Annotated in this window: 18 protein-coding genes; 5 read left to right on the forward strand and 13 right to left on the reverse strand. The window is 58.2% G+C overall.

Going from position 1 to position 21,776, the window contains the following annotated elements; all coding sequences use genetic code 11:
• Positions 1-135: 135 nt before the first annotated feature.
• Together AC0JZ1_RS12430 and AC0JZ1_RS12435 are read right to left on the reverse strand one after the other, a co-directional pair.
• Positions 136-1,410 (reverse strand): class I SAM-dependent methyltransferase, encoded by a 1,275-nt coding sequence (locus AC0JZ1_RS12430; protein WP_471883435.1) that lies wholly within the window; start codon positions 1,408-1,410, stop codon positions 136-138.
• Between the two features lie 160 nt (positions 1,411-1,570).
• Positions 1,571-3,889, reverse strand: coding sequence for a Tex family protein (locus tag AC0JZ1_RS12435; RefSeq protein WP_471882671.1), 2,319 nt, complete (start codon positions 3,887-3,889; stop codon positions 1,571-1,573).
• A gap of 174 nt (positions 3,890-4,063) precedes the next feature.
• Between AC0JZ1_RS12435 and purD the strand changes: the two genes are divergently transcribed.
• From purD to AC0JZ1_RS12455, 4 genes are all read left to right on the forward strand, one after another.
• Positions 4,064-5,326: a phosphoribosylamine--glycine ligase gene (gene purD / locus AC0JZ1_RS12440; protein WP_471882672.1), complete on the forward strand. Its 1,263-nt coding sequence runs from the start codon at positions 4,064-4,066 to the stop codon at positions 5,324-5,326.
• Positions 5,327-5,463: 137 nt separating this feature from the next.
• Positions 5,464-5,946 carry a plant virulence effector HPE1-like domain-containing protein gene (locus AC0JZ1_RS12445; protein ID WP_471882673.1) on the forward strand — a complete coding sequence of 161 codons (483 nt, stop codon included), beginning with the start codon at positions 5,464-5,466 and terminating at the stop codon, positions 5,944-5,946.
• 176 nt (positions 5,947-6,122) lie between these two features.
• Entirely contained in the window at positions 6,123-7,961 is a 1,839-nt protein-coding gene (locus AC0JZ1_RS12450; protein ID WP_471882674.1) for a methyl-accepting chemotaxis protein, read from the forward strand.
• Between the two features lie 209 nt (positions 7,962-8,170).
• Positions 8,171-10,009, forward strand: a complete 1,839-nt coding sequence (locus tag AC0JZ1_RS12455) for a methyl-accepting chemotaxis protein (protein WP_471882675.1) — start codon at positions 8,171-8,173, stop codon at positions 10,007-10,009.
• Positions 10,010-10,076: 67 nt separating this feature from the next.
• Here the strand turns inward: AC0JZ1_RS12455 and AC0JZ1_RS12460 are convergent, their stop codons facing one another.
• The 11 genes from AC0JZ1_RS12460 to AC0JZ1_RS12510 all read right to left on the reverse strand — a co-directional run bounded on the left by AC0JZ1_RS12460 (position 10,077) and on the right by AC0JZ1_RS12510 (position 20,479).
• A complete protein-coding gene (locus AC0JZ1_RS12460; protein ID WP_471882676.1) occupies positions 10,077-10,559 on the reverse strand; it encodes a 2-thiouracil desulfurase family protein in 483 nt (160 codons plus the stop codon).
• A gap of 5 nt (positions 10,560-10,564) precedes the next feature.
• Positions 10,565-12,718 (reverse strand): glycine--tRNA ligase subunit beta, encoded by a 2,154-nt coding sequence (glyS, locus tag AC0JZ1_RS12465; RefSeq protein WP_471882677.1) that lies wholly within the window; start codon positions 12,716-12,718, stop codon positions 10,565-10,567.
• 162 nt (positions 12,719-12,880) lie between these two features.
• The gene (locus tag AC0JZ1_RS12470; RefSeq protein ID WP_471882678.1) at positions 12,881-13,210 is read right to left on the reverse strand and encodes a TM2 domain-containing protein; all 330 of its coding nucleotides are present in this window, start codon (positions 13,208-13,210) and stop codon (positions 12,881-12,883) included.
• 111 nt (positions 13,211-13,321) lie between these two features.
• The gene (locus AC0JZ1_RS12475) at positions 13,322-15,265 is read right to left on the reverse strand and encodes a DUF2207 domain-containing protein (RefSeq protein ID WP_471883436.1); all 1,944 of its coding nucleotides are present in this window, start codon (positions 15,263-15,265) and stop codon (positions 13,322-13,324) included.
• A 9-nt stretch (positions 15,266-15,274) separates the two neighbouring features.
• Positions 15,275-16,531, reverse strand: coding sequence for a 3-phosphoshikimate 1-carboxyvinyltransferase (gene aroA, locus AC0JZ1_RS12480; protein ID WP_471882679.1), 1,257 nt, complete (start codon positions 16,529-16,531; stop codon positions 15,275-15,277).
• A 58-nt stretch (positions 16,532-16,589) separates the two neighbouring features.
• The gene (locus AC0JZ1_RS12485; RefSeq protein WP_471882680.1) at positions 16,590-17,141 is read right to left on the reverse strand and encodes a LemA family protein; all 552 of its coding nucleotides are present in this window, start codon (positions 17,139-17,141) and stop codon (positions 16,590-16,592) included.
• A 76-nt stretch (positions 17,142-17,217) separates the two neighbouring features.
• Positions 17,218-18,186, reverse strand: a complete 969-nt coding sequence (locus AC0JZ1_RS12490; protein ID WP_471883437.1) for a glycine--tRNA ligase subunit alpha — start codon at positions 18,184-18,186, stop codon at positions 17,218-17,220.
• Between the two features lie 118 nt (positions 18,187-18,304).
• Entirely contained in the window at positions 18,305-18,499 is a 195-nt protein-coding gene (locus AC0JZ1_RS12495) for a hypothetical protein (RefSeq protein WP_471882681.1), read from the reverse strand.
• Positions 18,500-18,526: 27 nt separating this feature from the next.
• The gene (locus AC0JZ1_RS12500) at positions 18,527-19,399 is read right to left on the reverse strand and encodes a S49 family peptidase (protein ID WP_471882682.1); all 873 of its coding nucleotides are present in this window, start codon (positions 19,397-19,399) and stop codon (positions 18,527-18,529) included.
• A gap of 85 nt (positions 19,400-19,484) precedes the next feature.
• Positions 19,485-20,255 (reverse strand): tRNA1(Val) (adenine(37)-N6)-methyltransferase, encoded by a 771-nt coding sequence (locus tag AC0JZ1_RS12505; RefSeq protein ID WP_471882683.1) that lies wholly within the window; start codon positions 20,253-20,255, stop codon positions 19,485-19,487.
• Entirely contained in the window at positions 20,252-20,479 is a 228-nt protein-coding gene (locus tag AC0JZ1_RS12510) for a putative signal transducing protein (RefSeq protein ID WP_471882684.1), read from the reverse strand. Before AC0JZ1_RS12510 ends, AC0JZ1_RS12505 begins: the two co-directional genes overlap by 4 nt.
• Before the next feature lie 104 nt (positions 20,480-20,583).
• Between AC0JZ1_RS12510 and AC0JZ1_RS12515 the strand changes: the two genes are divergently transcribed.
• Positions 20,584-21,600, forward strand: coding sequence for a polyprenyl synthetase family protein (locus AC0JZ1_RS12515; protein WP_471882685.1), 1,017 nt, complete (start codon positions 20,584-20,586; stop codon positions 21,598-21,600).
• Positions 21,601-21,776: the final 176 nt, after the last annotated feature.

Consider the following 21,776-nt stretch of genomic DNA (forward strand, 5'->3'; position numbering starts at 1 on the left):
CATGTGATATATCTTGTGATCCTGAAACTGATTAGAATTTTATTGTCGCACTTCCCGAGGATAAATGCCGAAAATATTCAATTAGCCCGTCACAAAACCGACTCAAGTTTCACGAAATGCTTGTAGGAAGATAACCTAACACCCTGCCATCGGACGGACAGGCTGCTCATGAAGCCCCTTTCGTTCCATCTCGATACTATTTAGGCTATGCTCATTTACTGGGATATAGTCGCGATTGCAGGGAACAGCATCACGCTGCTTCTTCAACTGAATTTGAAAGATGAAGAAGTTCTCATGTGTAAAAGCCATTTCCGAACCAGCTAAATAAAACTCCCACATGCGGAAGAATCGCTCATCGTAGAGCGCTATCGCCTCTTCCTTGCGTGCCACGAAGCGATCGCGCCAGTGCCTCAGCGTGTGGGCATAGTGCATGGGTAGGATCTCGATATCCGAGACCAGCAGCCCGGATTTTTCGATCTGCGGCAACACTTCGGAGAGGGCCGGAATATAGCCACCAGGGAAGATATATTTCTCGATAAAGGGGTTTGTAACATAGCTGACAGTTGGCTGACCGATGGCATGCAAAACCATCACGCCGTCATTCGCCAGGACCTCGTGCACCTTTTGAAAGAACTTTCCGAAATTGGCGCGGCCCACATGCTCGAACATGCCAACGGAAACGATACGATCAAAAGGCTCTTCAGGCTTGAGATAGCGATAATCCTGCAGCTGGAACCGCACAGCCTGTGACATCTGGCGAGCAACCGCCCGCTGTTGTGAGATCTTCAACTGCTCATCGCTCAGCGTAATGCCTGTGACATCCACGCCGGAGGTTTCAGCCAGATAAAGCGCCATCCCGCCCCAGCCCGATCCAATTTCCAGAACCCGCTGGCCGGGCTTCAACAAAAGCTTGGCCGCGATGTGCCTCTTCTTGGCCAGTTGCGCCTCATCCAGGGATATACCAGGCGGATTGAAATAAGCGCAGGAATACTGCCAGTCCTCGTCGAGAAACAAGGAAAACAACATGGCATTCAGATCGTAATGATGGGCCACATTGCGGCGATTGTGGTTGACCGGTACGCGGTTGCGAAACTGGCTGACGGCAATGCGTGCTACGCCACGCCAGAGCATTCCAAATGTCAGACCTTCGCTCAGTGTATTGTCTCTGATGAGGGCGAGGAAGTCGTAGATATCACCGCGCTCGATCGTAATGCGGCCATCCATATAAAGCTCGCCCAGCTTGAGGGCGGGGTCTGCCACCAATTCCGCCTCCGCCGCTTCATCGGTGAAGCGTACGGCTACCTCACGCCCTCCCCCGTCTCCGAACCATTCCTCGCCGCTTTGCACATAGACCTGCAAACGGCCAACCTTGATGATTTTTGACAGAAGCATGCGCAAGGACGAGTTCATCATGAACCTCCGGGGCTTAATAAGCTTGCCTTATCAAATCCTAAATTACGCTGTTTCCCTCCGCTGGCAAGAGCAAATATCTACCAAGAACGCCGGCTTTTATATCAGGCCGAACTCATGCTCGGCCTGCAAACTGCGCGTTTTTGATGCGTATCGCTGATCAACGTTTTTTCATCGCTTCGGCAAGGGCAGCACCAAGGCCGCCCAGCTGGCTGCCTTCGCTCTTTTGCGGCTTTGCCTGGGCGTGGCGCATAGGATTGCCAGTGCCTGGACTTCTGGTTTCGCGCATGGATGCCGGTGCTGCTTCGCCACCATCCTTGCGCATGGTCAGCCCAATGCGCTTGCGCTTCACGTCCACCTCCACCACACGCACCTTCACCACATCGCCCGCCTTCACAACCTCATGCGGGTCCTTGATGAAGCGATCAGCCAGTTGCGACACGTGGACAAGACCATCCTGGTGCACGCCGATATCGACAAATGCTCCAAAGGCAGCCACGTTGGTCACAGTTCCTTCCAGCATCATACCGGGCTTCAGGTCCTGAATTTCGTTGACGCCTTCGGCAAAGGTCGCGGTCTTGAAGCTTGGGCGCGGGTCACGGCCGGGCTTTTCAAGCTCTGCCAGAATATCCTTCACCGTCGGCAGGCCGAACTGGTCATCCACGAACTGGCGCGGATCGAGCTTTTTCAACGCGGCGCTATCGCCCATCAAATCGCGAAGGTCACGGCCACAGGCGGCCACAATCTTTTTTGCCACGCCATAGGCTTCCGGGTGAACGGCGGATGCATCGAGCGGCTCCTTGCCGTTGGGAATGCGCAAGAAGCCTGCGCATTGTTCGAAGGTGCGAGCACCAAGCCGCGCCACCTTCAACAGCTCTTTTCGGCTGGCAAATGGCCCGTTCTGGTCACGGTGGATGACAATGGCATCCGCTATGGTGCGGGTGAGACCGGCCACACGGGCCAGGAGCGGCGACGAGGCCGTGTTGAGATCCACACCCACGGCGTTCACCGCATCTTCCACCACGGCATCCAGAGAGCGTGAGAGTTTGCCCTGATCCACATCATGCTGGTACTGGCCAACACCGATGGACTTGGGCTCGATCTTGACGAGTTCCGCCAAAGGGTCCTGAAGGCGGCGGGCGATGGAAACGGCGCCGCGCAGTGAAACATCAAGATTTGGAAATTCAGCCGCCGCCAGTTCAGAGGCGGAATAAACGGAAGCGCCCGCTTCCGACACGATAACCTTGGTGGGCTTTGACCCGGCAGGCAGCGCGGCCAACATATCAGCCACCAGCTTTTCCGTCTCTCGGCTGCCGGTGCCATTGCCAATCGCAATCAGATCCACCTTGTGTTTGCGAATGAGGCTTGCAAGCTCGGCCTGCGTGCCGCGAAGATCGTTCTTTGGCGGAAACGGATAGACAGTTGTGGTTTCAACCAGCTTGCCGGTGCCATCCACCACCGCCACTTTCACGCCGGTGCGAATGCCGGGATCGAGACCCATGGTGGCGCGGGAGCCTGCGGGCGCCGCCAGCAACAGATCCTTCAGGTTACGGGCGAAGACGCGAATGGCCTCCTCTTCCGAACGCTCGCGCAGTTCGCGCATCAGATCGAGCGAGAGCGACATGGAAAGCTTCACGCGCCATGTCCAGCCGGCAACATCCATCAACCAACGGTCTGCCGGTCCCTTGTCACCAATCTGGAAGGCCCCGGCGATCATGCGGTGCGTTGGCTTGATCGGCGAGGGATCGTCCTGATCCACGTCGATGGTCAGCGTCAGGAATTCTTCGTTCCAGCCGCGCAACATGGCAAGTGCCCGGTGGCCGGGGGTGGTGGCCCAGCGTTCGGAATGGTCGAAGTAATCGGCAAACTTTGCGCCCGCCTCCTGCTTGCCATCCACCACCTTTGCCCGCAGCGTGGAAGTATCGCGCATATATTGGCGAAGGCGACCCAGGAGATCGGCATTTTCGGTGATGGTCTCGGCCACGATATCGCGTGCGCCTTCCAACGCTGCCTTCACATCCGCCACGTCAGCGGAGAGATAGGCTTCCGCCAGCTTTGCCGGATCAGCGGTACGATTGGCCCAGATGGCTTCGGCCAGCGGCGCAAGGCCACGCTCGCGGGCAATTTCAGCCTTGGTGCGGCGCTTTGGCTTGTAGGGGAGGTAAAGGTCTTCAAGTTCTGCCTTGGTCGTGGCGCGGGCAATCTTCAGCGCCAGTTCGTCGCTCATCTTGCCTTGGCTATTAATGCTGTCGAGGATGGAGGTTCGGCGCGCCTCCAGTTCGCGCAGGTAAACAAGCCGCTCGGCCAGTGTGCGCAGCTGCGTATCATCCAGCCCCCCCGTCACTTCCTTACGATAGCGCGCGATGAATGGCACGGTTGCCCCTTCATCCAGCAGGCCAATGGCCGCCACGGCCTGATCCGGGCGGGCATTGATTTCTGCGGCAATCGTCGCGGCAAGAAGCTTGTTATCGGCAGCCATGGGTCTTCCTGTTTCTTCAATCTGGCGCGACCATAGCGGCAGATCGTGGCAAGGCAACGTCTCACATGCCGATTCCACAGCTTGAAAACACGTGAACCAATGCTTCGGCCTTGACCTTTGCCGCCCCTGCCCTTAACCGCCCAACATCTCTTTTTAAGCAGTGGGAGCGCGGCAATGAAGGTTCTTCTCATCGGTTCCGGTGGTCGTGAGCATGCTCTCGCCTGGAAGCTCAATCAATCGCCCAAGCTTACCAAGCTTTACGCCGCCCCCGGCAATCCCGGCATTGCCGAAGAGGCAGAACTCGTTGCCCTGAATGTGGAAGACCATGGCAGTATCATTGCTTTCTGCCGCGACGAGGTAATCGATTTTATTGTCGTCGGCCCGGAAGCACCACTGGTTGCGGGTCTTGCCGATGATCTGCGCGAAGCGGGCTTTGTGGTGTTTGGCCCCTCAAAGGCTGCAGCACAGCTGGAGGGCTCCAAAGGTTTTACCAAGGATATCTGCGCCCGCTACAATATTCCGACCGGTGCCTATCAGCGCTTCACAGCCGCAGAACCTGCCAAGGCCTATATTCGCGAACAGGGCGCACCGATTGTGGTGAAGGCAGATGGTTTGGCCGCTGGCAAGGGCGTGACTGTTGCTATGACCATAGATGAAGCCCTTGCCGCCGTGGATGATTGCTTCGCAGGCGCCTTTGGTTCTGCGGGCGCGGAAGTGGTGGTGGAAGCTTATCTGGACGGTGAAGAAGCCAGCTTCTTCTGTTTGTCCGATGGCAAGACGGCATTGGCACTAGCAACCGCGCAGGACCACAAGCGCGTGGGCGATGGCGACACCGGCCCCAACACCGGCGGCATGGGCGCTTACTCCCCCGCCCCGGTCATGACGGCGGAGATGGTTGAGCGGACGATGAAGGAAATCATCGAGCCGACGATCCACGGCATGGCAGACAGCGGCTACCCCTTCACCGGCGTGTTTTTCGCGGGCCTGATGATCACCGCCAAAGGCCCGGAACTGATTGAGTACAATGTGCGCTTTGGCGATCCGGAAACCCAGGTGCTGATGATGCGCCTGAAAAGCGACCTTCTGGAGCTTCTCTATGCCGCCTCCACAGGTACACTGGATCAAGTCACCGCCGCATGGAGCGATGACGTTGCCCTGACAGTGGTGATGGCCTCCAAGGGCTATCCCGCCGCATTCGAGAAGAACACGCCGATCCGCTCCGTGCCGGAAGCGAGAACCGGTTCCAAGGTTTTTCATGCCGGAACAGCGCTTAAGGACGGCCAACTCGTGGCAACGGGCGGTCGAGTGCTGAACCTTTCTGCGACGGGGCCGACCGTGGCAGAGGCGCAAGCTGCCGCCTACCGCCTGGCCGATGCGGTGGAATGGGACAATGGCTTTTGCCGTCGCGATATCGGCTGGCGCGCGCTTGAGCGTTGATCCAGCCCAAACGGCCAGTGAGGTGTGCCATTTCGTTCAAAATGGCACTTCTTCAGAATTCGTTAACCTCACTCCCTGACCGGTTGGAAAGAATCTTCCGGTAATTGTTTCCTCACGATGGGGAAGGAATTGCCGAAATGTTCACCTCAATGATTGCTTTGGTTAGCTCACTTGCAGCAATATCTGCGGGTTCGTCTTCCATTGACTACCTTTCCGGCAAGCCCATCGCAAACGCACCCAGCGTCATCTACCTTGCCTGTGCGGCGTGCGACGGCACGCGAACGGCCGAGAGCCGTTCCACCTATCACGTTCCGCTTCTGGAACCCGGCAAGGACAATGTCGTGATTTCAGAGGCTGGCGGCAAACCCGTGGTCACACGCACCGGCAACTGGATGGGCGGCTCACCCGTTCGCTATGTCAGTCTGAACCCGATGTGGATCGAGAGCGAACAGCAATTCATGCTCAGCCGGTCCGGTCGCGGTGCAAAATCCGATGGCGTGGATACAAAAGCGACAACCTCAGCCGTTTCCGCAACGCCTGTATCCGCCCCTGCAACGCCCGCCGTCGAACAGCCTGCCCTGCCGGATTTCTCCGGGTTCGAATTGCGCCCGACACGCTGATAAGGCCTCAGATTCTTCTGCCTTCTTAGACATCGCATTGTCTGATTTTTAATCAATCCGATTCACACTCATAACGTGCAATGTCGTGCATGGCCTTCAAGAGGTCTTGCTGCCATGTCCGTAGCCGCCAGGTTTTGGCGGGCGGAGGCGGCGATTTCCAGACCTCAGGAGATTATATGAAGCGCCTTTCGATTCCCACGCAGCTGGCCATCCTTGTCGGCGGCCTGATCTTCGCCTTTTCCATCGCCACATTTCTTGAAATTCGCTCGTCTTCCAGCGCAATTTACAAACAACGTTACGAACTGCTGCGGACCGAAGTAGAAACGGCCCTCTCGGTTCTTCAGAATTTCTATGAGCGTGAAAAGAGTGGTGAGTTGACGCGTGAACAGGCCCAAAAACAGGCCTACGCGCTGATCACCAAAATGCGGTTTGAACCAGACGGCTATTTCTTTGCCTATGATTTTGATGTGGTGATGGTGCTTCATCCAAACCAGAAGCTGGTGGGCGTTTCCTCCAAGGGCAAACCGGATAGCGCGGGCTTCGCCTATAGGGATGAAATCGTCAAAGTAGCCCGCGCTGGCGGCGGCTATGTGGAGTTTCTGGGACCCAAGCCGAATGCGGGTCAAAACGATTACGTCTTTCCAAAAACGTCCTATAACAAGGTTTTCGAGCCGTGGTCTATCGTCATTTCCACGGGTCTTTACACAGATGATCTCGCCGCCGAAATTCGCGCCACGACCATCAAGGCGCTAAGTGCTGGATTTATCATCCTCCTGTTTGCCGTTGTCGTGTCCTACATCATTATTCGCGGCATCACGCGCCCGCTTTCGGCCATTCACGATGCCTTGGGTGCGGTGGCAAACGAAGATACCAGGATCACGATCCCGCACACGGACATGAACAATGAAGTGGGCAAGATGGCCCGTGCCACACAGGCGCTTCAAGAGAAGGTGCGCGAACGCCACGCCATGGCGGAACGCGAGCAGCAGCAGGAAGCAGAGCTTCAGGCCGAACGCAACCGTGGTGAGGAAGCCCAGCGCAAGGAAGCCGCCGATCAGGCGCATGTGGTATCCACCATCGGCTCGGCGCTGGAAAACCTCGCAACTGGCGACCTGACGGTTCGTTGCGCTGATCTTGGCCCGAAGTATGAGGGTCTGCGCGCCAACTTCAACGATGCGCTCTCGCGTCTCGAGCAAGCCATGTCGCGCGTCAGCCTCAAGGGCAATGACATCGGCGTCAGCAAGGAAGAAATCCGTCGCGCCTCCAGCGAACTGGCCCAGCGCACCGAACGGCAGGCAGCGAACCTGGAGGAAACCTCTGCCGCCCTCGACGAGCTGACAGTTGCCGTTCGCCAGACCGCTGACGGCGCACGCGAAGCCGCGCAGCGCGTGACCACCATCAGTTCCGAAGCCCGCCAGAGCGATACCATTGTCGAACAGGCGATCAGCGCCATGAGCGGCATCGAGCAATCCTCATCCGAGATTACCAAGATCATTGGTGTCATCGACGAGATTGCCTTCCAGACCAACCTTCTGGCGCTCAATGCCGGTGTTGAGGCGGCGCGCGCGGGCGAGAGCGGCAAGGGCTTTGCCGTCGTTGCCCAGGAAGTGCGTGAACTGGCACAGCGCTCTGCCGCTGCCGCCAAGGAGATCAAGGACCAGATCTCACGCTCCGGCGGTCAGGTGGAACAGGGCGTTCAGCTTGTCTCGCAGGCAGGGGAAGCCTTGAAGCGCATCTCGGCCCAGATCGAAGCGGCAAACGATGTTGTCTCCAAGATTGCCCATAGCGCACAGGAGCAGGACACCACCCTTCGCTCCATCTCGTCTGCCCTCAACCAGCTGGACAGTGCAACCCAGCAGAACGCGGCCATGGCGGAAGAAACCACGGCCTCGGCGGAAGTTCTCGCCAATGACACCGGCGATCTTCTGGAACTCATCGGCGGCTTCCGCACCGGCAATGCTTCCGGTGCCAACAGCCTGCACGGCATGGCCCAACAGATGCGACGCGCTGGGTAAGCCAGTCCCATCATGCAAAAGAGCGCCGGTCGAAAGATCGGCGTTTTTTTAGCATTTATGTTTCTTCTTTATGCATATTCAAATTTCTTAACAAAGGCGCGTTATCATCCCACGCGTGCAATGGAGCGCATGGCCTTCGGGGTCTTCTGTCATGGATCGCCGGAAAACCGGTTGGTGGACAGGGTAAAATTGACGTCCCAGGAGATCTCATGAAACGCCTCTCGATCCCCACACAACTTGCTCTTTTGGTCGGCGGACTGATCTTCGCCTTTTCCATTGCGACATTTGTAGAAATTCGTTCCTCATCCAATGCTATCTATCAGCAGCGCTATGAAATGCTGCGCACACAGGTGGAGTCAGCAATTTCCATCCTGAAGGACTTCAACGACCGTGCCACTGCTGGTGAATTCACCCAGGAGGAGGCTCAGAAGCGCGCCTATGCTTTGCTGAATAAGGTAAAGTTCGAGCCGGACGGCTATTTCTTCGGCTATGACTACGATGTGAAGATGATCTTCCACCCGACGTCACCCGATGTCGGCAAGAGCAACAAGGGCAAGGGCGATCCAACCGGCTACCTCTATCGCGACGAGCTTGTTCGCTTGGCGCAGCAGGGCGGCGGTTTTGTGGAATTCATTGGCCCCAAGCCCGGCAAAGACCCGAATGACCGCACCTACCCGAAGGCATCCTATGCCAAGGCGTTCGAGCCGTGGAAGATCGTCATCATCACCGGCCTTTACACAGATGATCTGAAGGCGGAAATTCGCGCCGCTATCTTCCAGGCCATTGGAACCGGCCTCGTCATTCTCCTGCTTGCCATTGGTGCAGCTTACATCATTATTCGCGGCATCACGCGCCCGCTTTCGGCCATTCACGATGCCTTGGGTGCGGTGGCGAACGAAGATACCAGGATCACGATCCCGCACACGGACATGAACAATGAAGTGGGCAAGATGGCCCGTGCCACACAGGCGCTTCAAGAGAAGGTGCGCGAACGCCACGCCATGGCGGAACGCGAGCAGCAGCAGGAAGCAGAGCTTCAGGCCGAACGCAACCGTGGTGAGGAAGCCCAGCGCAAGGAAGCCGCAGATCAGGCGCATGTGGTATCCACCATCGGCTCGGCACTGGAAAACCTCGCAACTGGCGACCTGACGGTTCGTTGCGCTGATCTTGGCCCGAAGTATGAGGGTCTGCGCGCCAACTTCAACGATGCGCTCTCGCGTCTCGAGCAGGCCATGTCGCGCGTCAGCCTCAAGGGCAATGATATCGGCGTCAGCAAGGAAGAAATCCGTCGTGCCTCCAGCGAACTGGCCCAGCGCACTGAACGGCAGGCAGCGAACCTGGAGGAAACCTCTGCTGCCCTCGACGAGCTGACTGTTGCCGTTCGCCAGACCGCTGACGGTGCACGCGAGGCCGCACAGCGGGTCACCACCATCAGTTCCGAAGCCCGCCAGAGCGATACCATTGTCGAACAGGCGATCAGCGCCATGAGCGGCATCGAGCAATCCTCATCCGAGATTACCAAGATCATTGGTGTCATCGACGAGATTGCCTTCCAGACCAACCTTCTGGCGCTCAATGCCGGTGTTGAGGCGGCGCGCGCGGGCGAGAGCGGCAAGGGCTTTGCCGTCGTTGCCCAGGAAGTGCGTGAACTGGCACAGCGCTCTGCCGCTGCCGCCAAGGAGATCAAGGACCAGATCTCACGCTCCGGCGGTCAGGTGGAACAGGGCGTTCAGCTTGTCTCGCAGGCAGGCGAAGCCTTGAAGCGCATCTCGGCCCAGATCGAAGCGGCAAACGATGTTGTCTCCAAGATTGCCCATAGCGCACAGGAGCAGGACACCACCCTTCGCTCCATCTCCTCTGCCCTCAACCAGCTGGACAGTGCAACCCAGCAGAACGCGGCCATGGCGGAAGAAACCACGGCCTCGGCGGAAGTTCTCGCCAATGACACCGGCGATCTTCTGGAACTCATCGGCGGCTTCCGTACCGGAAACGCTTCCGGTGCCAACAGCCTGCACGGCATGGCCCAACAGATGCGACGCGCCGGGTAAGCTGGCCACTCACCAAATGGCCTGACGACAATCAGAGCGCCGGTCGAAAGATCGGCGTTTTGGCATTTCAGAGAGCTGTTGCGAGATCCTCGATCTGGGATGGGGCGAAGACTTTGATGCCCTCCTGGCTGAGAAGAGCAGCGGTCACGCCACGACCGGGAATTTTGTGGCCCGAGAATGCGCCATCATAAATCATCTTTGATCCGCAGGATGGGCTGCCATCGATGAGAAGGGCAAAGCGGCAATCGTTGCCACGGGCAAAGGCCAAGGCCTGTTGGGCACCCGCGATGAAGGCGGCGGTGACATCCCCGCCGGTCAGTTCCAGAACACGCGCACGGCCTGCCAGAACATCCTCGCCCGCCATACCATCTTCAATCTCTGCCGGTGGGCGCGGCACGCTCATGCCGCCCGCCAGTTCCGGGCAGAAGGGAACAAGACGCCCCTCCCCCTTCCACTGTTCGATAAGCGGATGGGCAAGAGGCTTTCCCTTACCATCATAGCGGACGGGTTGGCCGAGAAGGCAGGCGCTGATAAGAATGCGACCTGCCATTCAATTTAACCGCTGATCTTGGAGAAATCCGCAACCGTGCCTGTCGCTTCACGAATGGCCTTTAACAGGGCCAGGCGATTGGCGCGAACGGCGGCATCCTCATCATTGACGAGGACGTCTTCAAAGAACTTGTCCACGGGGCCGCGCAGGCTGGACAATGCTTCCATGGCGGAGCGGAAATCTTCAGTCTTCACTGCTGCCGCCACATCCCGCGTGGCGGATGTGATGGCCGCATGAAGCGCGTTTTCCGCATCGAGCTTCAAGAGGTCCGCAGAGACTGCATCGGCAACGACGGTGCCCTTCTTTTCTTCGGCGGCAAGAAGCTGTGTTGCACGCTTGGTGCCAGCCAGCAGGTTCTTGCCATCCTCCGAAGTGATGAAGGCGGTGAGCGCTTCCGCACGACGGGCCACCAACAGCAGGTCATCGGCATCCGGTGTCAGCACCGCATCGATAATGTCATGTCGCGCACCCATGTCGCGCAGGTAGACTTTCAGGCGCTCGTGGAAGAAGGCGAGAAGATCAGCATCCTTGACGATCTGCGACAGCGGCAACCGCACCTTGCGCTCCAGCATGATGCGCACTACGCCAAGGGCTGCACGGCGAAGGGCGTAAGGGTCTTTCGAGCCGGTTGGCTTTTCATCGATGGCCCAGAAGCCGACGAGTGTGTCGAGCTTATCGGCGAGAGCAACGGTAATTGCCACCTTGTCTTCCGGCACGCGGTCCGACGGGCCTTGCGGCTTGTAATGATCTTCAATGGCGGCAGCAACCGAGGCATCTTCGCCCTGAAGCACCGCATATTTGCGGCCCATGAGGCCTTGGAGTTCCGGGAATTCGCCCACAGCTTCCGTGCGCAGATCAGCCTTTGAGAGAACCACGGCACGATCCACCAGCTTCTCATCGGCACCGACAAGGGGAGCCAATTGGCTGGCCAATGAGCGGATGCGCTCCACGCGCTCGCCCTGCGTGCCGAGCTTGGCGTGGAAGGTGACGTTCAGCGCATCGAGCTTGGCCATGCGCTGATCGAGCGGCTTTGCCAGATCAAGGCCGAACTTTTCGGCGGAAGCCTTCAAGGTTTCCAGATCCGGCAGGTTGCCCTGGTCACGAGTCCAGAAATGCTTGGCATCGGACAGACGCGCACGCACGACCTTGCCATTGCCATGCATGATTTCCTGGCCGCCATCTTTCGCATCGATATTGGAAACGAGAATGAAGCGGTTGGAGAGACCTTCGCTTGCACCTTGTGGACGGGTGACGAAGCATTTCTGGTTCGTCTTGATGGTCAGGCGAATGATTTCCGCCGGGATTTCCAGATATTCTTCCTCGAAAGAGCCCATCAACACATGCGGCCATTCGACAAGACCGGAAACTTCTTCCAGAAGGCCTTCATCTTCCACCAGATCCAGACCATTGGCAAAGGAGAGATCGCGGGCATCGTGCAGGATCACATCCTTGCGGCGGTCCGCATCCAGCATGACCTTTGCCTTTTCCAGGCTCGAAACATAATCGTCAAAACGGCGAACCGTGATGGCGCCCGGCGCATGGAAACGGTGGCCATAGGTAAGGTTTGAAGCTTTGATGCCATCAACTTCGAAAGGAATGATCTGCGTTTCATCATGCTCCGGCCCGAACATGCAGACAATGGATTGCAGCGGGCGGACCCAGCGCAGACTTTCCATGCCCCTGCCCTCAATGCCTGCATACTTCATGCCCTTCGGCATGGAAGCAGAACCGGAGCGCATGCTCTTTGGCCAAGGAAAAGTGCGGATGATACCGGGCATCACATCGGCGATAATCTCTTCCGCCGCACGACCGGGCTTGGAGATGACGGCAACGTAGAACTCACCCTTCTTTGGGTCGGAAACCACCTGGGCTTCTGATACGGAAGAAAGACCCGCCCCGCGCAGAAAGCCTTCGATTGCCTTTTCCGGCGCATCGGTGCGCGGGCCTTTACGCTCTTCCCGCTGATCGGCGGAACGAGCCGTCAGACCACGGATATCCAGCGTCAGGCGGCGCGGCGTCCAGTATTCGCGCGCCCCTTCATAAGTCAGACCTGCCTCAACCAGCGCATCGGTTACAAGCTTCTTCAGATCGCCCGCAGCCTTGCGCTGCATGCGGGCAGGAATTTCCTCAGAGCGAAGTTCGAGCAGAAGATCAGGCATTGTTCAGTTCCTTGGCCTTATCAGAAGATCAGGCACGGTTCGGGCGGGCGTCATTGTTTTGCGTTGCGCCGACTTAGCAAGGCCACAGGCAAATGTCATCTGCCGCGCATGCAAAAATGCAAGGCTTCCGGGAACGATAAACCCGGAAAGCCTCGCCAAATATCATGCACCCGTCAGCATCGCCTGCTGCACCAGATCGTTACGGATCTTGTTCTTGTGCTCAGACACCATGCCCGGAATAAGAAAGGCATCGACGAGCGCCCAGACGCCCACAACAAGAAAGAGAAAAAGCCCAATACCAATGAAGCTGGTGATGAAGCCCGCCACCGTCAACAACAGCATAGCCAAACCTGAACCTTTGCGGCCCAGGTAAAAGCGGTGACCGCCCAGGCCGCCAACAAATAACCAGAGAAGATAGGCCGCGCCAATAGACTTGGCTTCATTTGTTACACGTTGCTCAATTAGTATTTGCTTTTCTGTCGAAATCGTCATCATCTTACCCCCGATTGACTGGCGACGGATTAGCGACCCTTTCGACCTCAAGCAATTCCTAAAAATGACTGTGTATAGTTTCAATTCATGAAGAGAATTGGTGGACGTTGCTTACCAGCCACCGCCGCCACCGCCACCGCCGCCACCCCCGGAGGAGCCGCCGGACGAGAATCCGGAGGAGGAGGATGCCACAGGCTGCGGGATAGTGGAGGCAATGGTGGATGACATGGACGACGAGAAACTGCCGATACTATCCCCGAACGAGTTGTAGGTGTCACCGCTGTACCAGCCCGGATGGTAGCTGGCGGCGACAGCACCGGCAGCAGCGGTCGCCAGCCAGGTCTCGAAAGTCTGGCTCCAGGGTTTTTCCACACCAAGCGCCACAGCATAGGGCAGCAGCGTTTCGAAATGACGAGGCGACATGTCCGGTGCGCCCATCATGTTCATCCGGTCTTTTTCGGCCAGCATCAGATAGGTCCGCAGGCCTTCGATCTCATCCATCCGCTTTGCGCCAAGCGGTGTTGGTGCGCCCATCAGGAAGAAGAAAAGCGCGTTGACGAGCACAATGCCGCCGACGCCGACGAAAAGCGGCCATTGACCGTTGCCGAGACTATCGACCATCGACACAATAAATGCGCCGAAAACGCTGATGCCCATGAAGCCCAGAACGGCGAAGCTGAACACCGCCCCAAGTCGGCGACCAAGGGTCTTGCGATGCCGCAGCGATTTGGCAATCTTGATGGCCAGGCCACCCCAAATCAGGCCGAAGAAGGCGGGCATGACCAGAAGTCCTGCCAGATCCGGGTTGATATCGCCAAACACCAGCATGGCACCCAGCGCCAAAATGCTGAGAGCAATGCCAGCGACGATATAGGCCGTATTGGCATTATAATAGCGCCCGCGATTTTCCTTCTCGATGGCCTGCCGAAACAGTTTGCCGAGAGATTGAACGGCCTCACCGTTTTTCTTGTCGATGACGAACTTGTCGTTGGCCATGCCTAGCTGGCGGATCAGCACCATTTGCCCCACAGGCAGGTCAGCCGCGACAGGTTTATCCGTTCGGCGAATGACGATGCTCTTCTTCAGGTCTTCCAGTTGCACATAACCCTTCACCGCCAGATCGATGAAGCTGGCGGAAAGTGCGTTCCAACCCTCGCCGGAAAAGCCCTTGTTATCGACATAGTTGACGAGCGCCGGAGAAAGCCCTTCGGGCGGATGCCAATTCGGAACCACCACACCACGCGGCGGATCGCGGCCCACGCGACGCCAGCCCCACATGTAATAAAGGCCAACCACCGCCAGCCCAATCGCTGCAATCATCAGGTTGAGGTTGTCGCGTAGCATCCAGCCTCGTTGCTGCGCCGAACTTGGCGGCAGGATGGAGCCCTTCGGCATGGCAATGGCGATGGTGAAGCCTTCATTTGCACCCAAGGGCCGGGTGGTCACAAAACCCGGCGCGGTTTCGCTGCCAGTACGGCGCGCATCCTTGCCGGTTGCCCCTTCCGGGCCCGTGAAGAAATCCGTGTTGAGCGCCTTTACCGCCGGTGGCAACTGCACCACCACAGAGGCCTGATCGATACGGAAAATCCAGCCATTGCCGGTGACATTCCAATAGAACTCGTCGAAATTCTCCTGAAAGCGAATTTGACGGTCCGTGCGATAGGTCAGCTCATAGGTGTGCAGGCCGCGATCGAGAAGCGTGTTTTCCGAACCCATATAGATGCGCACGCCGCCGGAAACGCTCTCCGTTTTCCAGTCTTCCGGCTTGCCATCCCGCGTAACGGATAGGACCTCGAAGCCCACTTTCTGGCGCTTCCCCTGCTGATCCAGCATATAGAGCGGAAAATCCCGGAAGATGCCGCGGCGGATATCATGCCCCTCGGCATTGACGGTGATGATCTCCGTCACCGTCACATCGCCCTGACGCGCAATCTGAATTTCGGAGCGATAGGCGGCAATATATTCCGCAGCCCGCCCATCCACGGCAAAGCCGAGTAGCGCCGCCTGCACCAAAAACAGGAGGAGAAACCGCAGCACCGCCGATGGAATACGTATAGGTAACACTCAGCCGCGCTCCAGCGTCACGCCAAGTGCTTCCATGGCATCCCAGTAATCCGGGTAGGTTTTGGCCACACAGCCGGGATCAAGGATCGTGATGCCGCCGATTTTCAATCCTGCCAGTGCAAAGCTCATGGCAATGCGGTGATCGGCAAAGGTATCGATGCGGGCTGGCAGCGTCTGGTCCGCAAGCTTCGGATCGGAGGCCACGAGAAGATCATCGCCCTCCTCCGTCGCCAAACCATCGCGAATAGTGTTGAGGCCAGTGGAAAGCGCCCGAATGCGGTCGCATTCTTTCACCCGCAGGTTCGCAATACCAACGAACCGCACCGGCGTTTCATTGAAAGCTGCGAGAACCGCAATGGTGGGGATGGCATCCTGCATCTGGCTGCCATCGATCACGGCAGGCATATGCGGAAAGGCGGAAATCACGTCGTATGCCTTGGCATCCGGCTGGGTGAATGCCGTTGCTGGAGTGCCGATATCGATTGCTCCGCCCGTCAGCACTTCCGCGCCCCAGAGATAGGTTGCGGCAGAGGCATCGGGCTCGATGTGGAAATCAGTGGCCGTATAACCTGTTGGCTCAATGCGCCAGACGGCAGCGGACGGCTGCTCCACCTTCGCACCAAAGGCCCGCATGGCGGCAAGCGTCAGATCAATATAGCCGCGTGCGCCGATATCGGCACCGGCCAATTCGATCTCGAGAGGCTCGGCAGCGCAGGCGGCGGCCATCAACAGCGCCGATACGTATTGGCTGGAAAGGCCCGCATCGATAACCACGCGATTGGTCTCGAATCGTCCTGTTGCTTCAATCGTGACCGGAGGGCAGCCTGATGGCGCTTCCACCGAAACGCCAAGCGAGCGCAACGCCTCGACGAGCGGCTGGATGGGCCGCTTGCGCATGTGCTGATCGCCATCCACCACATAGCGACCGTGGCCCAGCGCCACGGCTGCGGTGAGAAAGCGCGTTGCCGTTCCAGCATTGCCGAGAAAAAGCGGATGCGCCGGTGGCTTCAACTGGCCGCTGCTGGTGACGACGAAGGTCGTCGGGTCCGGCTCATTCACCGTCACCCCCATCGCCCGCAAAGCTTCGGCCATATAGCGGGTGTCGTCGCTTTTCAAAGCGCCGGTCAGGCGGCTGGTACCCTTGGCCAACCCGGCCAGAAGCAGGGCGCGGTTGGTGATGGATTTGGAACCCGGCGGGCTCACCTTGCCCTTCAAGGGCTGGCTGGTCGGCTGAATGGTCAGTTGATCGGTACTCATTCTCGTCTCACACGGGCATGGCGGCGAAGCCTTGGGCGGCAACGCTTGGCGCTGCATATCAGAATTTCACGGAAGGGACGGCACGATCCGCTTCATTGGCAATTTCGAAATAGGGCTTCTTGGCAAAACCGAACTGGCCCGCAATGAGGTTGGAAGGAAAGCTTTCCACCTTCACATTCAGATCGCGTGCAGCGCCATTATAGTAACGCCGCGACATCTGGATTTCGCCCTCTACTGTTTCCAGCGAGCGCTGAAGCTCCAGAAAGTTCTGGTTTGCCTTCAGATCGGGATAGGCTTCCGCCAGTGCCACGACACGACCGAGCGCCTGCCCGAGAAGACCTTCCGCCGCCGCGCGGCCTGCCACATCGCCACTTGGCACGGCTTGCGCCTTGTTGCGCAGCGCCACCACCTCTTCCAGCGTCGATTTCTCGTGGGCGGCATAGCCCTTCACGGTCTCGATCAGGTTCGGGATCAGATCAGCACGGCGTTTCAGCTGCACGTCGATGCCTGACCACGCCTCTTCCGCCATCTGGCGAGACTTCACCAGGCCGTTGTAGACAAAGACAACATAGAGAGCGACGACCGCCAAGGCGGCTAAAGCGATATACATGAAAAGCTCCCGAATTCAGCGCGCGCGAACCCTAATCGTTTAGCGCGCGCCTGTCATCGGGATTCTCTTGTCGATTTCAGGCCGCTGTCGTCAGGTTCACGCCACCGGCATCCGTCAGCAGGAAGGCTTCGCCACAGGCCTTGGCCAGCGTGCGGACCCGCAGGATGTAGCTCTGGCGTTCGGTGACGGAAATGACGCCGCGAGCATCCAGAAGGTTGAAGACGTGGCTGGCCTTGATGCACTGGTCATAGGCCGGGAAAACGCACTTATGTACGATCCCCGTCGCGCCTCCGGCGCTCCCCGCCTCTTGTTGTGCAGCCGCTTCGCCTTGCAGGCGGCCCGCCTCCAGCAGCGCCAAACACTCTTTCTCCGCATCGATGAAGTGACGATGCAGCATTTCCGTATTGGCGAATTCGAAGTTGTGGCGGGAATATTCCTGCTCTGCCTGCAAGAAGACATCGCCGTAGGAAATCTTTTCCTCGCCTTCGCGACCGTTGAAGTTCAGGTCATAGACATTGTCCACGCCTTGCACATACATGGCCAGACGTTCCAGACCGTAGGTCAATTCACCGGCAACCGGCGAGCAATCAATGCCGCAGACGGCCTGGAAGTAAGTGAACTGCGAAACTTCCATGCCATCGCACCAGCATTCCCAGCCAAGGCCCCAGGCGCCCAAAGTCGGGCTTTCCCAATCGTCTTCCACGAAGCGAATATCGTGCAATAGAGGATCGAGCCCGATGGCGGCCAGCGAACCGAGGTAGAGTTCCTGCAGGTTGGACGGGTTCGGCTTCAGAATGACCTGATACTGGTAGTAATGCTGCAAGCGGTTGGGGTTTTCGCCATAGCGCCCGTCGGATGGACGGCGCGACGGCTGCACATAGGCCGCTTTCCAGGGCTTAGGACCGAGAGCGCGTAGCGTCGTTGCCGGGTGGAAGGTCCCCGCGCCCACTTCCATGTCATAGGGCTGCAGAACTGCGCAGCCCTTGTCCGCCCAATAGTTATGGAGCGTCAGGATCAGCGCCTGAAACGAGCGCTTCGGGTCCATATGCGGGGCAAGAGTCGAGGTCATGGGTTCTGATCCGGCAAACAAAGTCTGGGTAAGGAGGTATTTGGGCCCGTCTGGTGCCACGCTATTCACCGAGGGTCAAGTGAGGCGGCGGCTCTCAGGCGTCCTCATCGCGGCGCACGCGATACTCTCCCGTCACCGGATCTTTCACTAGCGTGCCGATGGCACCCGTCTGCCGCTCCTTTTCCTGAGCGCGACGCAGACGTGCCAGCCTTTCGGCATCTCTGATGAATTTGCGATACAACAGCCAGCCCCCGCCGATGAGAATGGCAAGAAACAGAAGCTGCGGCATGATGGCGAAGTCCTTGTGTCTGGATAATTAGAGACCGTATCGGCCCCACAATGCCTTTTCTTCCAGCGTTGCCGCAAGACCGGAAGCAGCACCTGCTGCAATTTCCGCAGCATTTGGTACGCCAGTGAGGGAGGCTACGCCCGGCACCTTGCGGCCCAGGAGACCACGTGCGGCCCCGATCAGCTGCAACTTCGCCTTCGGCCCGAAGCGGCGCGTCAGCACATCACGCATTTCACCGATACCATCGACAAGTCCAAGCTCAACACCGTGATTTCCGGTCCAGAAGAGGCCTGAGAAAATGGTCTCGTCATCGCTCAAACGCTCGCCACGCCGTGTCTTCACCATGTCGATGAAGACTTTGTGGATCTCGAGTTGCAGCGTCTTGAGATAGGCAATATCGCTTTCTTTTTCCGGCTGGAAGGGATCAAGGATGACCTTGTTTTCACCTGCCGTATAGACACGCCGCTCCACACCGATCTTATTCAACAGTTCCGGAAAGCCGAAACCGCCGGAGACGACGCCAATCGAGCCGACGATGGAGGTGGGGTCCACGAAGATTTCATCGCCCGCCAGCGCAATCATGTAACCGCCTGAAGCGGCAACATCTTCCACGAACATCAGCACGCGCTTGTTCTTTTCTTCGGCAAGGGCCCGGATGCGCTGATAGATCAGCCGCGACTGGACCGGCGAACCACCTGGCGAGTTGATCGAGATGGCGACGACCGGCACATCCTTGCGGGAAAATGCCCGCTCCAGCATGGGGGCCACATTGGCAAGGTTCAGCGTGGGACGAAGCTGGCTGCCGCCGGCCATGATGGCCCCATGAAGCCGCACGACCGGAATGACCGTTTCATCCTTGCGAAACCGCTTTGGAACCAAAGTCTTCAACAAGCCGGCCATGTTATCTCCTGTTATCTCTGCTTTTCCGTCATGTATGCAACGGAATGGCCGGCGCAATGGTTGGTTCCTGTAAATTCCGCGTCATTCAACGGCCTGTACGCCGATAGGCCTCGCGTCCATTGTTGAGAGCGTCGACCGTCGGAGTGAACGCGTGCCCCTCTTCACCATGCATGAAAAGCGGTGCGCGCCAGACAAGCCGCGATTTCGAACCCTTGATGGCCGTGACCAGAAGGCGGATCGCATCTTCACCGGGGCGCGGATGAATGGCTGTGAGTTCCAGCCCGCCGAAGCGTTTTCCACAGGCGGTGATGATGTCTGCCACCGATTGCGGCCGGGCAATCAGAGACAGCTGCCCACCCGGCATCGTGATGGCGCAGGCCGTGCGCAACCATTCCTCGAACAGATCCTCTGTCATGGCATGGGCTTGCGCCTTCAAAGCGTCCGGCGTCCGGCGGTCGCGCCCGTCATTGAAGGGCGGATTCATGATGACGTGGTGAAAATGATCGTCCAGCAGCCCCGCCTCCACGCGGGCCTTTCCACGCAAGGTGACATCCGCTTCGATGACTGACAGACGGTTCGCAAAGGCGGCGTTTTCAGCCAGTGCAAGATTTCGCCGCGCATAGTCCGCCATCAGCGCGGAACGCTCCACCAGCACGACCTTCGCGTTCGCCAGGCGTGACGCAACGGCAAAACCTGCCGCGCCCGCACCCGCTCCGAGATCCGCTACCCTTATATCTTTGTCGTCTGCAACCAGAGACGCAAGAACCATGGCATCCATGCCAGCGCGATGAGCACCTTTTTCCGGCTGGAGCAGATGAAAGGCGCCGCGATGGAAAGCATCCAGCGTTTCGCTCATGGCTCTGTCCGCAGTTCCGATTCAAGCCCAGCGTCGATGAGCAGGCGACGGGCTTCCCTGGCGCGATCTTCTTCCACCAGAAGGCGTTTTGGCAGAAGCCCCAAGGAACCTTCCAGCACGCTCATCGATTGGTCAGCCACCAGCGAGTGAATGCCAGCATCGTTGAGGAGGCTCGTGGCGAAGGATAGGACAACCGCATTATTGGTGCGGATCAATTCTTTCATGCGTCAAAGCACCTCAATTCCCGGTCATAATGATAATTGGCACTTGCCGGTTCTAGCGCCCCTTTCTATTGTCCGGCGCAACATTTGAACAGGAGGCCATTTCATTGGGCGTCGTTATTCCGCTCGAAGAGGGCAAAAACAAGCAGGCATCCGTCAAGCCATTGGTCGATCTGACCAAATCGGACATGGATCGGGTCAACCAGCTGATCCTGTCGAAAGCGGGATCGGATGTACAGATGATTCCCGAGGTGGCCAACCACCTGATCTCTTCCGGGGGCAAGCGCCTGCGCCCGATGCTGACTTTGGCTGCGGCACAGATGTTCGGCTATCAGGGCGATGGTCACATCAAGCTCGCCACCAGCGTCGAGTTCATGCACACCGCCACGCTACTGCACGACGACGTGGTGGACGAAAGCGATTTGCGACGAGGCAAATCCACCGCCCGCATGATCTGGGGCAACCAGGCCAGCGTTCTGGTGGGCGACTTCCTGCTTGGCCAAGCCTTCAAGATGATGGTGGAAACCGGATCGATGGATGCGCTGGACGTTCTGGCTTCCGCCGCAGCCGTGATTGCCGAAGGTGAAGTGTTGCAGCTTTCCGTCGCCAAGAACATGGAAACGACGGAGGACGACTATCTTTCGGTTATCCGGGCCAAGACGGCAGCGCTTTTTGCCGCAGCAGCAGAGGTTGGCCCCATCGTTGCAGGCACAGACAAGGCCAGCCGCGCCGCCCTTCGCTCCTACGGCATGAACCTTGGCCTCGCCTTCCAGCTGGTCGATGACGCGCTGGATTATGGTGGCAAGGCAGCCGATCTGGGCAAGAATGTTGGCGATGATTTCCGCGAGGGCAAAATTACTCTGCCGGTCATCCTGTCCTATCGCCGTGGCACAGCCGAAGACCGCAGCTTCTGGAAGACGGCCATCGAAAACGGCGAAAGTACGGATGAAAATCTCGAGCGCGCTTTAGGCCTGATCAACAAGTATAACGGGCTTGGTGATACGATTGCTCGAGCAAAGCATTATGGCGCCATTGCCCGCGATGCGCTTTCGCCGCTTCCAGCTTCCGCACACAAGGATGCGTTGATGGAAGTGATCGATTTCTGCATCGCTCGCGTAAACTGAACCGGACAACAAGGACAGCGCGCCGACCATAGACTGGCCGGCGTCGCGCAAAATCGGCGCGAACGGATGGTATTCGGCTCTTCACGAATTTTCGAACTCCGCGACAGCCGTGGAGAGCGCCAGATTCTTGCGAAGCTGCTTCAAAAAAGCCATTCTGTAGTGAATCATCGGCTGAA

It is taken from the genome of Affinirhizobium capsici (assembly GCF_977018625.1).